We start from the raw sequence: 14,926 nt of genomic DNA on the forward strand, positions 1-14,926 counted from the left end.
GTGGTAAACATTTGGTTTAAACGTATTAATCAAAACTCGTTATCTATAGCACTTTTCATTTGTATGCAATATAGTTTGACCTCTCTCCAAACCTCTCTCCTAAAAGGAGAGAGGCTTTGAATCTTACTCCCCTTCCCTTATAGGGAAGGGGCTGGGGGTTAGGTCTATATTGGACTCAACTGAGAACCGCTATAGAACTTGGGACTACAACAGTGAGTCCATCAAATTCATTACTTTAATCGCACCTGGTGACAAAGTGCTTGTTCCTGTGTGGCTAACTTGATGCTCTAGTAATCCTTTCAGAGAAATCAGCTTTAGACTATTTTCGGCAAGAGTCTGTGCGATCGCATCTGCTGCGGGTAGATAGCCAATGGCTCCCAAATCTGCTAACACGGCTCGACGCAATTGCAATTTCTCTCCCGCCAGAGCTTGTACTAACCGTTCTCCATAAACTGGTTCTTGGGTTAATTGATACATAGCTCGTGCGGCAGCATATTGCACTAATTCGATTGGATGCTCTAAAAATGGCTTTACCAAAGAGATGAACTTAGTCGCCCTCAAGGTTCCCAAAGCTTCTAAGATGGCGTCGTAGGGTTGAGATAAATCAGGCTGCTTTGATGTGAGCTGCTCTCCCTGCAAACCTACTGCTAATAGCTTGATCAGGGCAGGAATACAAACCGGATCACCCAGCATCTCCAAAGATTGTGCCGCCGCTTCCCGTACATAAAAATCTGAGCAGTCCAAACACACAATTAAAGGTGATACTGCTTGGCGATCGCCGAGTTTTCCTAAGGCCCTAGCTGCGTTCCGTCGCAGAGGATATCCGCCTTCTGGTGTGCGATCGGCTTCATCCTCTAACGCTTTAATCAGTGCTGTAACCGCAGCTGGTTCCCCGATCCGAAACCTACCCAACCACCAAGCAGCATAAAATCGCAGACCTAAATCTGCACTCTCAAGATTAGCGATCGCTTGCTCTACTGTTAAAGATTCACCGTTGGCAAAGTCACCTGTTGGTGATAAATCTTCAAATTTCTGCGGACTGGAATTCATTAGAAGAAGGAGGAGCGCTTTGTTCGCTATTTGTTTTAGCTTCAGGGTTCAATGGCTGAATGCTAACTATTTTGCCACCCAAGCGAGTAATTCGCTGCATTTCTTTATTCATCCGGTTCTCAGGTACTGTGAAAAATACAGTGGCACTAGAACGAATGGGATAGTTAATTTTGTCGGTTTCTTCGCTTTGGCGCAGACCTACTACTTCATACCGAAAGTAGCGATTACTAGTTCTAGTACTAATTTGTCCTACCATAAAATCAATTCCAAATTCTAAATTGTCATTAGTCCTTAATAGTGACGGGAGCATCCCAATGCAAGCTTAAATCTTTTCCCTCACCCCCAGCCCCTCTCCCAAAGATGGGAGAGGGGAGACAGAATTGTAGTTCCCCAAATCCCATGTTTGAGAGAAAGGGTTAGGGGATGAGGGCTATCAAGGTTTTTGCACATTTGGGATGCTCCCTATAATGACAAATGACAAATGACAAATGACAAATGACACTAGAGTGGCTTCACACTGGCAATTTTACCACCTTGTTTTAGCACTCTTTGGAAGTAACCAGATAGCTCTTCATATGGTATAATTACCGCTTGATTAACACGGCGGGTGCTAGGATACCCTGCTCCAAAAACCCCTGCTACTTCAATGCGGTAAAGTCTGCCTTCTTTGCCAAAAGTTCCCGCACCACCGAAAGTACTGTTGGGGGTAACGCCTTTTTCAGAAGCAACGTATGCAAAGCCTGAGCCGCTACCGGAGGGGGGAACAACGACAGATGCACTATTGCGACCTAGTTCGCTAGCAAGGCGGGAGGATTTGCCTTTGAGTTGGGAAGTATCGCTACTGGCATAGCCACGATAAAGTTGGAATATCCGGCTAAATCCCACAGTTTTCTGTCCTGTTTGGGTTTGAAAACCGCGATAGTAAGGCACAATATTTTCACCAAAGTTAGATTGATACTCTGGCGAATCGATATAAGAATCTATGTCGGCTTCATATCCCTTGTTTTGGTACAAGTCTAAGTGATAAACCACCTCAGACTCATCATAAGGGGCACGACCCAACAAATGTTTATAGTTCAGTTCAATGACGCGAGTTTGGAAATTGTCGTAGAAAAACTTGGATTTGTACAGTTCTGATTTAGCTAATTGACGGACAAACTCTTGCACTGTATTTTTCCCATCGCGCAGGATGGATTCAGCACTTGTAAGGCGGTCAGATGCCAATATGTAGTTGTTGCCTAAAACCTGACGATAGATGGCAACAATTACTCTCTCAATGTCTTCTTTGGTTGCATTGGGACGCAATTCTACAGGAGACTGATCACTAAAAGGTTCTGTTCCCAGACGGGACGCTGCTGTTGTAATCGCCATTGGTAATTCTCCTTTTGTAATTGGTAGTTGGGAAAAGTTAGGAGTTAGGAGTTAGGAGTTAGGAATTCAAAACTCCTGACTTCTCATTAGACATCTGGTGAAATTAAATATGCGTTACCCAGAGCTCTTGTAGAGACGTAGCACTGCTACGTCAAAACAATTCTTTTTCACCAGATGTTTATTCCTCACTCTCAACTTCTAACTCCTAACTTAATTCCCGATTCCCTAGACCTCTTGCAAAAGTCCCTAACACTCCACCCCCAACCCCTCCTCGCTCTTGGGGAGGGGAGACAAAGCGTAGCTTTGGCTCTTTGGGGTTCAAATTGTTTGATTTATGCAAGAGGTCTCCTATTTATACGGCTGTAATGCTAATGACCTTACTACCCTTACGATTCAACTGCTGCAATTTACTAGAAAGTTGTTCGTAGGGTACAATCAATTCCGCAGTACCCCGTCGTACTACAGTTGAGTTCGGGGAAGCTGCTTGTAGCACTCTGATGCGGTATGTTTCCCCACGACCACCTGTAGAGAGACCTGTTAAGGCTCCGGCGGAGACTGGGTAAATGGGTGAAGCCAAATTTTTTGCCACTTCCCAGGTTAGCCGTCCTTGTTTTTGTCCTTGAGCGCGATCGCTATTGGCATAACCACGATACAGTTGGAACAGTCGGCCAAATCCAACGTTTTTCAGTCCTACTTGACTTTTAAAGCCTCGATAGTAAGGTACAATATTTTCACCAAAACTTTCTTGATATTCTAATGAGTCAATGTAGGAATTAATCTCAGCTTCATAACCTTGTGAGTTGTAAAGCTCGACATGGTACGAAATTTCTGACTCATCTTCTGGGGCACGCCCCAATAAATGTTTATAATTCAACTCGATAAACCGAGTTTGAGAGTTGGAGTGGAAAAACTTATCCCGATAGAGTTCCGATTGAGCAATGGCTAGCACAAATCCCCGAACTGAGATTGTACCTTGTTGCAACAGTGATTCGGCACTCTCCAGACGCTCTCCTTCTAGTAGATATGCATTACCCAAAACTTGACGGTAAGCTGCTCGGATAATCACTGCTACATCCGCTTCTGTTCTATCGGGGCGTAGTTCTACCAGTGCTGAGTTTTCAAATGCTCCAATCCCTAGTCTTGCTGCTTGTCCCAAAGCTGCCATCTTTAACCTCCTCAGTTTTAACTGCAAAACTGAAAACTTTTTAGAAAAAATTTTTTTTTAGTCTTTTAACAGTCTCTTGAAAATAAAACTGCCCAAAGAGGTAAACAACTCATAGAACTTACTTGTCATCAGAGCTGATTTCCTCTCCGGGCTAAAGAAACACTCTAGCTTAGAGTATTGATTACATAGTCGATGTAAGAATTTGCTTCAACAGCTGGATCACCGCTGAGACCGTGGTTAGCTTTGATGTACTTGAGAGCTTCAATGTACCAGCTAGGAGACAGATCAAAAGTCCGGTTGATTTCAGCCAAGCCAGAAATCAAGAAATCATCTAAGGGGCCTGTGCCACCAACAACTAAAGCGTATGTGATAATCCGCAAGTAGTAGCCGACATCACGTACACACTTGCCTTTGCCGCGTGCATCATACGCGAAGTTAGGGCCTTGTTGTTGAGTGGTGTAAGGAAACTTGTTATATACTGCTTGAGCAGCACCTTCGGTCAAGCGTTGAGCATTAGCGCTCAATGCTTTTGCTGCTTGTAAGCTAGCTGGCGCTTGACGGAAGCGACCAAAAGCAACTTGAATTTCGGTGCTGCTGAGATAGCGTCCTTGGGAATCAGCCGATGCAATTGCTTCAGTTAGAGGTGTTTTTGTCATTTTGGTATTTCCCTATTTACAAACTTTTGGTTGAAATTTTGTTTTGTCCTAATGATGGACAATTATCTCAGTCAATAGCAGCAATATCTGCCTTAAGCTACCGCAGCAGCAGCACGATCAAAATAGCTAGCTATTTCAGATACTAGAGCGCTGCAATCGCCTCTGGTGATGTTGTTTGTATCGTTGACAATTGCTAGGGAAGCTGCTTTCAGTTTCTGAATACCAACAGCAACTGATGCTCCTGGAGTTCCCAATGCTAAATAGGTTTCCCGCAAACCGTTGAGGGCGCGGTCATCTAGCACGCTGGAATCACCAGCAAAGATAGCATATGTGATATAGCGAAGAATGATGTCCAAGTCTCTGATACAAGCAGCTGCACGACGGCTGGTGTAAGCATTACCACCGGGAGTGATCAATTGGGGTTGTTCTGCCCACAAATCACGAGCCGCAGCAGCAACAAGAGCTGACGCATTGCTAGTAATACGGTTAACAGCATCTGCACGCTTGTTACCATCTTTGACTAGTTCGCTCAAAGCATCCAATTGTGCATCGGAGAGATATTCCCCACGTGTATCAGCTTGGGAAACTACTTTTGCAAATGCATCTAAAACCATTGCGTTAAATCTCCTAATTTGCTTGGTTAAGAATAATTGGACTCAAAACTGAATGGTTCAGTTGATTTTTGATGTCAGCACTGCCCGACGAGTTACGAAAGGTTGAAAACAGACATCCAACGTAATAAGTTTACGATCTCCAGGCTTTCAGATTAAAACTTTTGTTAAAAAACTTCAAACTTCTGTGAACGACTGGAAAACCTGATTAAGATGTTGTTTTTAACTTCCAAGTTCTCTTTATACAATGCTGCCGTATCATTATTTATTACAAATTATTGTGATGTTTGTTAATTTCATTTATATAACTTCACATTTTTGTTTCTCTTAAAATATGAGATGCGAGTAAAAGACGACGCAAATAACCATACAGTTGAAAAAGGCTCAAAGGCGGACGAGACAAGCAGTATCGTTCTGGTTCTTGACACTAAATATCTACATTGATGCAGAGATATTGCAGTAATCAAAAGCTAACCGATCGCACCTTTTAACGTGTCGTGGAAGTCCCCACCTTCAATGTACTCATCTCTGTGGGGATTGTGAGCGGGGGGTGAGGATTGCATCCAGTATTGTTTTTTTGCTGAAGCAAAAACAAATACTGGATGTATGACGAAGCGCCAAAATTTTCTGATAGAATTATAGGGTCTTGACCATCAATGCCATAAGCGAAAACCAAGCTCACAGGTATATGTTGCAAGAAGACCCTTCAACTACGCTCAGGGTAAAAGATTTGGGTCTTGGGAACCAGGACTCCTGCCCTTGGAGGGAATGTTAGACCAAAAAAACTACGGAGTAATTGATGGCTATTCCCAATGAATTGGGAAGCTCCGTCCGTCTTACGGCGGAGTAGTTCACTAAATCATCAAGTGGACATCTGGTAGAAATTAAATATGCGTTACCCAGAACCCTTGTAGAGACGTAGCAGAACCCTTGTAGAGACGTAGCAGTGCTACGTCAAAACAATTCTTTTTCACCAGATGTCTAGTGGACGTGATATTGAGGATGCGATCGCACCCTTTGAAATGTAGCATTTACGACTTATTAGCTCCTGCCAAACACACCGCCAAGGGCACGTGCCATATTTTGCGGTTGCATTGCATCCATTGCGGCGGTGGGTTCGTAGCCGCAGTGAACCATACAATCAGCACACTTGGGATTACCACTCTTGTGGCCGTATTGACTCCAATCAGTTTCTGACAATAATTCCTTAAAGGTAGAGTAATAACCTTCGTTTAGCAGATAGCAGGGTTTTTGCCAACCGAGAACGCTATAACTAGGGCTACCCCAAGGTGTGCATTCGTAGTCCTTCTCACCAATGAGAAAATCTAGGAACAGCGGATTATGATTGAAGTTCCAGTTTTTTTCACCAGCTTTGTATGGAGCCAGAATTTCCCGGAACAGGGCGCGAGTTTGTTCTCGATGGAGAAAATGATTTTGATCTGGTGCCCACTCGTAACTGTAACCGGGAGAAATCATCATCCCGTCAGTATTTAATGTTTCTAGAAAGTCGAAGAATTCTTGCATATCTTTGGGCTGAGTACCTTCAAAGATAGTTGTGTTAGTTGTAACACGAAAGCCTTTAGCTTTAGCGGCGCGAATCCCTTTGACAGCAATATCAAAAACACCTTTGCGATCAACGCAATAATCGTGCAACTCTCGCATCCCATCTAAATGCACGCTGAAAGTCAGGTAAGGGGAAGGTTGAAACTTATCCAGGCTCTTTTCTAACAATAACGCATTGGTACACAAGTAAATATACTTCTTGCGCTCAATTAACCCCCGAACAATCTCATCAATCTGGGGATGTAGCAAAGGTTCTCCCCCAGGAATTGAGACAACCGGTGCGCCGCACTCTTCCACTGCGGCAAAGCACTGTTCTGGGGTGAGATTTTGCTTTAAAATTTCCTTGGGATGTTGTATTTTACCACAACCAGTGCAGGCTAGATTACAGCGAAAAAGAGGTTCCAACATCAATACTAAGGGGAAGCGTTTACGTCCTTTCAGACGCTGCGTAACCAGATACTTCCCAATATCCATAGCTTGTTGTAGATTAACTGCCATTGTTGCGATCGCTCCTCTTGTAGATATAAACACACCACATTTTTCACTTAAGTAAGTCGGTGAAAATAAATCAAACTATGTGACTAAACGTAAATAGGCTTAAAACCCTTACCAATGACTAAGGACAAATGACAGCCATTACCAGTTATCTTTAATTGCGCCGACCTACTTAACGTAACCCTGAGCAACAAACCAATCGACAGCATCCTTAAGTGCTGCTTTCAGCGAAGATTGAGGTAGACCCAACTCTCGTACAGCTTTTGCCCCATTGTAATACATAGGTTGTTTTGCCATCCGAACCCCATCCAATGGCACTGAGGGCGATTTTCCCAGTGGTGCGAGAATCTTTTCATCAACCCAGGCAACACTAAGGGGCAACCAAGGGGGTAAAGTTCGTTGAGGGGCACTCAGTCCGGTAATCTCGGCGAGTTGTTCAAGTAGTTGTTTGAGACTGAGGTTTTGATGACCTAGTATATAGCGATCGCCTGATTTCCCGTGCTGCAAAGCTAGTAAATGTCCCCATGCCACATCCCGCACATCAATAAAATTCAAACCAGTATCTAAGTAAAAGGGCATTTGCCTCTGCAAAAACCGTAAGATTATATCACCTGTGGGGGTCGGTTTGATATCCAACGATCCAATGGGGCTACTGGGATTGACTATAACTACCTCCTGACCTGTATCGGCGGCTTGCATAGCTGCTTGTTCAGCCAGAAACTTCGACTTTTTGTAGTTACCCACCAACTGAACTAAGGGGCTTTGATGTGTTTCATCCACAACTTCCCCTAATGATCCTACCCCAATTGCTGCCACTGAGCTGGTGTAAACGGTGCGCTCAATCCCAGCTTTGCTAGCTGCTGCCAACACATTGCGCGTACCTTGCACATTGTGAAGATAGAGTAATTCCTTATCTGCTTGCCAGAGGGAATAATGGGCTGCCACATGAAATAGGTATTGACAACCTACCATTTGCCGCCAGAGATTTGGTGAATTTAAATCGCCTTTGACAATTTCCACCTCCAAGCCGCGTAGATTCTCTAGGTTACTGCTAGGGCGTACCAGTGCTTTAACTGTGTAACCCTCTTGCAGCAACAAGCGTACTAAGTGGGCACCAATAAAACCCGTCCCCCCTGTGACAAAAACAAAATCACCCCTAACCACTTTTCAAACAACCTCTCATAGATGTCCGCCTTCGGGTTTAGTAAGTAAGTAGGTGGGCATGATATCAGAGGATGTTTGAAAAGTCCTCTTCTTGGTAGCAAAACGTTATAGATCCCCCTAAATCCCCCTTTTTAAGGGGGACTTTGAAAGGTTTTGCCCCCCAATTGATGGCTACCGTGTATGTACAAGTCGGCAGACCTCTCCCCAAACCCCTCTCCGAAGCACAGAGGGGCTTTGAAGAAAGATCATTGGTGTCAACAAAAGCCTACAAATGCCTATCTGTTGGCTTCGTCACCCGCCTTGAACGAAAGTTCTTTGGCTTTTAGCTAAAGTCTACTTCAGTAGACTAAAGATTTTCCCGATTATTTAGTCATCTTTTAGATGACTTTCGCTATGAGCAAGGAACTTCAGTTCCTTGCGGGACATAACTTTCACCTTAAGTTGACACCTATGGTCACCAATGAACTCACACTGCAAGTAATAAGTTGGACATCCCGTGATAATATAAATCTCAAACATAAGTATTTTTACTGTTAAAAATTGTTAAAAATTAACTATGGATCCTATTTCTCTAAATATTACAGCTTTAGGCGCTGGTGCGATCGCTGCTGCTAAAGATACCGCAGGAACAGCCGTTAAAGATGCCTATCAGGGATTGAAAACGTTGATTAAGAAGAAGTTTGAAAGTGAACCAAAAGCACAAATGGTTCTGGAAGAACACGAAACAGATCCTGAAACTTATGAAGCACCACTTAAAAAGAAATTAGCTGAAGCTGGTGTTGATCAGGATGCAGAAATTATTAAGTTGGCGCAGGAGTTACTCAAACAAGAAAAGCCTGAAGAGTCAGCAACAGGTAAGTATAACACAGTATTTCAAGGCGAAGTGAAGGGGATTCAGGTTGGCGATCGCAACACACAAGAAAATAAATTTAGCTAACAGCCACCGGAGTTTTGAATGACTGAAGATAGCCCTAAGAACTATACAGAGTTTCAAGGAGAAGTTAAGGGCGCTCAGGTTGGTAATCACAACATTATCCACAACTATTTTTACTACAGAGAAGCTTTGATTCGTAATTGGGGAGAACTGCGAGAATGGATGAATACAAACCGCGTTTTTAGAGCTTGGCAAGAGCGACTGCGGTCAACAAAGGGACAATGGGAAGCAACGAATCGAGATTTAGGGTCATTGTTGCGTGGTGCAGCTTTGGCGGAAGCAGAAGAAAAACTCAAGGAACGCCCAGAAGACTTAATTGATGAGCAAGAATTTATCGAGCAGAGCATCCAAGAACAACAGCGCCTCAAACAAGCCGAAGCAGCCCGCAGAAAGCGGGAAATTAGAACCGCCTGGGGGATTGCTGCGGGTTCGCTGGTAGCGGTAGTAATTAGCGCGGGATTGGGTTTGATAGCATGGAATCAGAAAAACCAATCGGAACTGAATCAAGCCGAATCTCTTGCTCGATATTCCTTGTCTCTATTTAATGAAAATAAACAATTGGAAGCTTTTATCCAAGCAATCAAGGCAGGAAAAATCCTCCAAAGCCAACACGCAACTAACATAGAGGCATTCAATGCCTTGGAGACAGTTCGTTTTCAAGGAAGAGAGCGCAACCGCTTGGAAGGGCATAGTGAAATTGTCTATAGCGTGAGTTTTAGCCCCGACGGCAAGACTTTGGCTTCTGGCAGTGCTGACAACACAATCAAACTCTGGAATCTAGAGACAGGCAAGGAAATCCGCACCCTCAAGGGGCATAGTGAATATGTCTATAGCGTGAGTTTTAGCCCCGACGGCAAGACTTTGGCTTCTGGCAGTGCTGACAACACAATCAAACTCTGGAATCTAGAGACAGACAAGGAAATCCGCACCCTCAATGGGCATAGTAACAGTGTCAATAGCGTGAGTTTTAGCCCCGACGGCAAGACTTTGGCTTCTGGCAGTGAAGACAACACAATCAAACTCTGGAATCTTCCAGGCTTAGAATTAGACTCTTTAATGCAGAACAATTGTGATTCAATACGCGGTTATTTACAAAATAATCCTAATGTCAGCGTGGGTGACAAGCACTTGTGCGACGGTATAGGCAAGAAGTAGGAGGCAGGGCAATACTGCTGGGTTAGTATGTTTGATTCTCGGAGATCCCCCCAACCCCAATACTGCGCAGGTTTTGGCTAAAAAATAAAAATGTGTAGGTTGGGTTTCGTTCCTCAACCCAACCGAAGAGCGGGGTTTGTTGGGTAACGCATTGCCTCAACCCAACCTACGAATATTCACAAAGCGTGCAGTATTGCAAGTGGAGCGACTGGCGTGGGCTAGTGGGGATCGAATTCTATGCAGCTTCATAAAAAATTGGTATAAGTCCTACAGCAGTGGTGAACCCTCACCATGAACAAAAGTGGTCGAAAACTTCATATACTGACAAATTTCTTTGTTTTGCATTCCTTGAAGTAACTTCCGCCTTCCCTGAAGTAACTTCCGCTTTCCCTGAAGTAACTTCCGCTTTCCCTGAAGTAACTTCCGCCTTCCCTGAAGTAACTTCCGCCTTCTCTGAAGTAACTTCTGTCTTTTGTGTAACAACTTCTGCCTTCACATTTAAGTATTTCGCGCAGTCTGTAGCAGCTTCCGCCTTGACGTTAGTTAATTTGCCCCCCAATTTATCGCTACCGTGTATACACAAGTCGGCAGACCTCTCCCCAAACCCCTCTCCGAGGCGGAGAGGGGCTTTGAAGATTGGCTCCCCAACCCTTTCGAGGGTTGGGGCTGTTCTTGTTAGGTCTGAGAGGGCTTTGAGCAAAATAAGTCACTTGTGCATACACCGTAGCTTTTTAAGGGGGGTTGGGGGGGAGCGACGCTTAGAACCCGAAGAACCCCAATACTGCTCGGATAAGCAGGGGAGGCTACGGTGTACACACAAATCGGAGTTACTTTGAGATCCGGGTTTTACCCCCCTTAATCCCCCCGATGTATTGGGGGGAAACAAGAAAATCTAGTTCCCTCCCCAATACATACGGGGAGGGTTAGGGTGGGGTAATTCGAGAACTTGTAGTGATTCGATAACTTGTGTGTACACCGTAGCCCTGCAAGCGGGGAGGGGATTAACGAACTTTGGGGGTTTAAGTCCCCAGCAATATAGGCAGCACGTTTTGTGTTGGGGTCTAAATCCCCGTCACAAAACGTAATTGCGAATGAGCGAAAAAGCGAATTGCGAATTGGTTTAAGGGGTGGGGTGCAAGGTCTACTTGAGTGGTTTTGGCTTTGTTAGATTTTTTCATAAAAATCAACAATTTTACGTATGACAACGCCTTAAACAATTGTCCACTATAGAGTTAGGGTAAATTCGGAAGATGAGTATTAATTATGGCAAGGAAAAAACGCAATTCACGTATGCTTGATAAAGCTGAGATACGTCTAGCAAGCATTAAATCTATTAGTCCAACTCTAGATGTAGGAGAAGGGTTGACGGTTCAAGATTATACACAAAAAATCGAAAGCCTCCGAAAATCTCTGGAAGCATACAATACCACCCTCTCTACTATTGATGTTTTATTAACTCAGATTGTCGAATATGAACAAGATTTAGCAGACTATTCTGAAAATATTTTACGTGGGATTGCTTATAAGTTTGGTAATAATAGCCATGAGTATCAAATGGCTGGAGGTACGCGAAAGAGCGATCGCAAGCGTACTATGCGTCAAAGTATGGTTTTGACTAATACTTAAAGAAAATCGTAGGTTGGGTTGAGGCAATGCGTTACCCAACAAAGCCCCCCTGTAGGTTGGGTTTCGTTCCTCAACCCAACCTACACGGGTTAAGGTTTTTGGGCAAAACCTACGCAGTATTGCCTAACCTCCAACCCGTTGCGGGAAGGGGGAACAATTTCATTGCCTCTTTCCTAAAAGGAGAGAGGAATGGAAGTGAGGTCAAAATTGTGCTTCACACTTGCCGAGAACCGCTATACGCGCAGCGTTCCCCAGGAAAATCTAAAATTTATTGCGGGGAAACCAATCATCCAAAATGGCGTAGACTACTGGCACAACAATCAAACTGAGGATAGTTGAACTTACGAGTCCACCAGCGATCGCAACAGCCATAGGCGATCGCAATTCGGAACCAGCACCCAAACCCAAGGCGATCGGTAGCATCCCTAAAATAGTGGAGGCGGTGGTCATCATAATTGGTCTGAGGCGCACTAGTCCGGTGTTGAGGATGGCCTCGGTGCGGTCTAAGCCAGCCTTGCGTAACTGGTTAATGTAATCTACAAGCAAAATGGCATTTTTATTTGCCAGCCCCAGCAAAAAGACGAAACCGATCAGTGAAATCATGCCAAAGTCGCTTTTGGTGATTAGTAGTGCTAACATGGCCCCCACCAGTGCCAAGGGCAAAGAGACACCAATCACCAGAGGGTCTACCCAGCTTTTGAATAGTAAAATTAGTACCACAACAATACACAGGGCAGATAGAGCCAAAGTACTGCCGAAACTGCTAAAAACCTCACCTTGGCTAGCAGAGTCTCCTCCTAAATTTAAGGAAACATTAGGGGGTAATACCGCCTTTGCTTCAGCTACCACTTTGTCCGTGGCATCACCCAAGGATAGATCCTTGCCAAGATTAGCACTGATGTACGCCACGCGCTGATTATTTAGACGCTCGATCTGAAAAACCGTGCCCTGTGGATTCGTTTCACCTGTAACTGTCACATCAGCGAATCCTGGTAGTCTCTGAATTCTCTCTTTAATTGCCTTGACTGCTTTGCTTAAAGCTTGGAGATCATTACCGCGTAATGCCACTTGCAGAGGTTTTTGACCGCCGGAATCGACAAATTGAATATCTTCAACACTAGTAGTTACCCCAGAAAGAGTCGGTAAGGATGAGCGTAACTGGTCTTGTAGTTCCCCAGTTGTGATTGTGCGGTCTTTCTTTAACTTTACATATAGTATCCCCTTGTTCGGCTCACCCTCACGAGAACCGACAGTGGTAAATACCGTTTCAACTGCCGGTGATTTTCTCACAACCTCTTCTAGTTTCTTCGCAACATCGAGAGAATCATTTAAAGGATTGGGAATGGGGGATGAGGGGGATGAGGGGGATGAGGGGGGTGAGGGGGGTGAGGGGGATGAGGGGGATGAGGGGGATGAGGGGGATGAGGGAGTTAATTTTTCTCCCCCTGCTCCCTCATCTCCCCCTGCTCCCTCATCTCCCCCTGCTCCCTCATCTCCCCCTGCTCCCTCATCTCCCCCTACTCCCTCATCTCCCCCTGCTCCCCCTACTCCTTCGGGGATACTTGGTAAAGGAGCTGTGTAAGCAATATTAAACTCGCCGCGATCGAGTTTGGGAATGAACCCTTTGGGAATTAGTGGAATTAGTGCTATTCCTGCGATGAAGCTGAGTGCAGCTAACCCGATAACTATCTTGCGATGATTTAAAGACCAACTCAGCAAATTTCTGTAAGATTGGGTAAATGCTACCCAGATTTTTGCTTCCCGACGCGGGGAGAGGGAGGATTGAGGTTTCAGCCAGTAGATAGCTAGAACTGGAGATAAAGTCCGAGCAACTAGCATGGAAGCAAGCATCGCGGCTGAAACAGTGATGCCGAAAGGCTTGAAAAACTGACCGATTACCCCACCCATCAAACCTATGGGCAGAAAAACTGCTACTGCTGTCAAAGTGGCGGCGGTGACTGTCAACCCAATCTCATTTGTAGCTAAAAGCGCTGCTTGACGAGGAGTTTCCCCATCATCGACGTGTCGCATGATGTTTTCCACATCCACGATCGCATCATCAACAATACTACCAATGACCAAAGCTAAAGCCAGCAGGGTGATTGTCTCTAGGTTGAAGCCGAAAATTGCCATGACGATAAATGTCGCCAACAAAGACGTAGGAATTGCCAAGGCAGAGATGAGAGTTGCTCGCCAGTTCCATAAAAAAGGGAAAATTACCACTATGGACAAGACGATGGCTTCTATTAGTGCATCGATTGTTGACTGGGTGGCTTGGCGGATATATTCTGCTTGGGTGGCAGCTAAGGTGAGGTTGACATCCTTAAGGGTTGAGCGTAGCCTTTGAACTTCTTTTTCAACTCGACTCACTACTTCCAAGGTGTTAGCATTGCCCCGTTTGATTACCTGAAATGCCAGGGCATCTTGACCATTAAACCGTACTAATGTCGCCCCGGTTTGGGGGAGAGTAGCACTGGCTGGATTTACCAAAGGAGTTGGAGTAGCAGCACCCAGTAGTGAGACTTTCAGAACTCCTGGTAGTTTAGCGATCGCACTCACAATCTCATCTTGCACCAACTTCGTCAAATCTTTGAGATTCCGCGTCGGACTCTCTATGGCATAGCTAATGGCAGCTGACTCGTTTAAATTCAAGGGAATAATTTTGTTAGTTGCTCCTTTCGGTAGAGTCAACTGCTTGAGAGCAGTTTCAACCTTTTTGGTCGATGTTTCTAGATTCGTCCCAACGGCAAAAGCAAGGCTAACAGCAGTTTGACTCGGATAAGTAGATGAGCGGATATTCTCCAATCCTTCTAAAGAGCGGAGGCGTTCTTCTAGGGGTTTAGTGAGCTTCGCCTCTGTATCCAGGGCTGTTGTCAGAGGGGCTGTAGCATTGACAACCACCACTGGAAAGGTAATATCTGGAAACAAAGCATACTTCAGGGAACTGAAAGCCAGAACACCAGCTACCGTTACGGCAATCCAAAAACTCACCGTCAGCCACGAAAATTGAATTGCCAATTTGGAAATATTGAAAACTTCTCGTGCGGATTTGGAGTTATGAAGCTTTACCATCTTGGAAAATTATCGTGTGGGTGACACAATTATTTAGTCATGCTACAGCAATGACCTTCTGTTT

13 protein-coding genes are annotated in these 14,926 nt (G+C 44.8%); 3 read left to right on the top strand and 10 right to left on the bottom strand.

Annotated features, from left to right (window positions below; genetic code table 11):
- Positions 1–204 precede the first annotated feature (204 nt).
- The 8 genes from LC605_RS01580 to hpnA form a co-directional block, all read right to left on the bottom strand.
- A complete protein-coding gene (locus tag LC605_RS01580; protein ID WP_229545830.1) occupies positions 205–1,050 on the bottom strand; it encodes a HEAT repeat domain-containing protein in 846 nt (281 codons plus the stop codon).
- Positions 1,025–1,306, bottom strand: a complete 282-nt coding sequence (locus tag LC605_RS01585) for a phycobilisome linker polypeptide (protein WP_229545831.1) — start codon at positions 1,304–1,306, stop codon at positions 1,025–1,027. Before LC605_RS01585 ends, LC605_RS01580 begins: the two co-directional genes overlap by 26 nt.
- Positions 1,307–1,551: 245 nt before the next feature.
- Positions 1,552–2,421, bottom strand: coding sequence for a phycobilisome linker polypeptide (locus LC605_RS01590; RefSeq protein WP_229545832.1), 870 nt, complete (start codon positions 2,419–2,421; stop codon positions 1,552–1,554).
- Between the two features lie 352 nt (positions 2,422–2,773).
- Positions 2,774–3,586, bottom strand: a complete 813-nt coding sequence (locus tag LC605_RS01595) for a phycobilisome linker polypeptide (protein ID WP_229545833.1) — start codon at positions 3,584–3,586, stop codon at positions 2,774–2,776.
- A 164-nt stretch (positions 3,587–3,750) separates the two neighbouring features.
- Positions 3,751–4,242 (bottom strand): phycocyanin subunit alpha, encoded by a 492-nt coding sequence (gene cpcA, locus LC605_RS01600; protein ID WP_229545834.1) that lies wholly within the window; start codon positions 4,240–4,242, stop codon positions 3,751–3,753.
- Between the two features lie 92 nt (positions 4,243–4,334).
- Positions 4,335–4,856 carry a phycocyanin subunit beta gene (locus tag LC605_RS01605; protein WP_229545835.1) on the bottom strand — a complete coding sequence of 174 codons (522 nt, stop codon included), beginning with the start codon at positions 4,854–4,856 and terminating at the stop codon, positions 4,335–4,337.
- Positions 4,857–5,894: 1,038 nt separating this feature from the next.
- Positions 5,895–6,914: an adenosyl-hopene transferase HpnH gene (gene hpnH, locus LC605_RS01610; RefSeq protein WP_229545883.1), complete on the bottom strand. Its 1,020-nt coding sequence runs from the start codon at positions 6,912–6,914 to the stop codon at positions 5,895–5,897.
- Between the two features lie 165 nt (positions 6,915–7,079).
- On the bottom strand, positions 7,080–8,075 hold the full coding sequence (hpnA, locus tag LC605_RS01615) for a hopanoid-associated sugar epimerase (RefSeq protein ID WP_229545836.1): 996 nt from the start codon (positions 8,073–8,075) through the stop codon (positions 7,080–7,082).
- Positions 8,076–8,631: 556 nt separating this feature from the next.
- Here hpnA and LC605_RS01620 point away from each other — a divergent pair.
- Together LC605_RS01620 and LC605_RS01625 are read left to right on the top strand one after the other, a co-directional pair.
- Positions 8,632–9,012, top strand: coding sequence for a hypothetical protein (locus LC605_RS01620; RefSeq protein WP_229545837.1), 381 nt, complete (start codon positions 8,632–8,634; stop codon positions 9,010–9,012).
- 18 nt (positions 9,013–9,030) lie between these two features.
- Entirely contained in the window at positions 9,031–10,164 is a 1,134-nt protein-coding gene (locus tag LC605_RS01625) for a WD40 repeat domain-containing protein (RefSeq protein ID WP_229545838.1), read from the top strand.
- A gap of 286 nt (positions 10,165–10,450) precedes the next feature.
- Here LC605_RS01625 and LC605_RS01630 read toward each other — a convergent pair whose 3' ends face one another.
- On the bottom strand, positions 10,451–10,864 hold the full coding sequence (locus LC605_RS01630; RefSeq protein ID WP_229545839.1) for a hypothetical protein: 414 nt from the start codon (positions 10,862–10,864) through the stop codon (positions 10,451–10,453).
- 563 nt (positions 10,865–11,427) lie between these two features.
- Here LC605_RS01630 and LC605_RS01635 point away from each other — a divergent pair.
- Entirely contained in the window at positions 11,428–11,790 is a 363-nt protein-coding gene (locus tag LC605_RS01635; RefSeq protein ID WP_229545840.1) for a hypothetical protein, read from the top strand.
- A gap of 261 nt (positions 11,791–12,051) precedes the next feature.
- Here LC605_RS01635 and LC605_RS01640 read toward each other — a convergent pair whose 3' ends face one another.
- Positions 12,052–14,862: an efflux RND transporter permease subunit gene (locus LC605_RS01640; RefSeq protein ID WP_229545841.1), complete on the bottom strand. Its 2,811-nt coding sequence runs from the start codon at positions 14,860–14,862 to the stop codon at positions 12,052–12,054.
- Between the last annotated feature and the right edge of the window lie 64 nt (positions 14,863–14,926).

This window comes from Nostoc sp. CHAB 5836 (assembly GCF_020829445.1).
In the GTDB taxonomy this organism is placed as follows: Bacteria; Cyanobacteriota; Cyanobacteriia; order Cyanobacteriales; family Nostocaceae; genus Nostoc.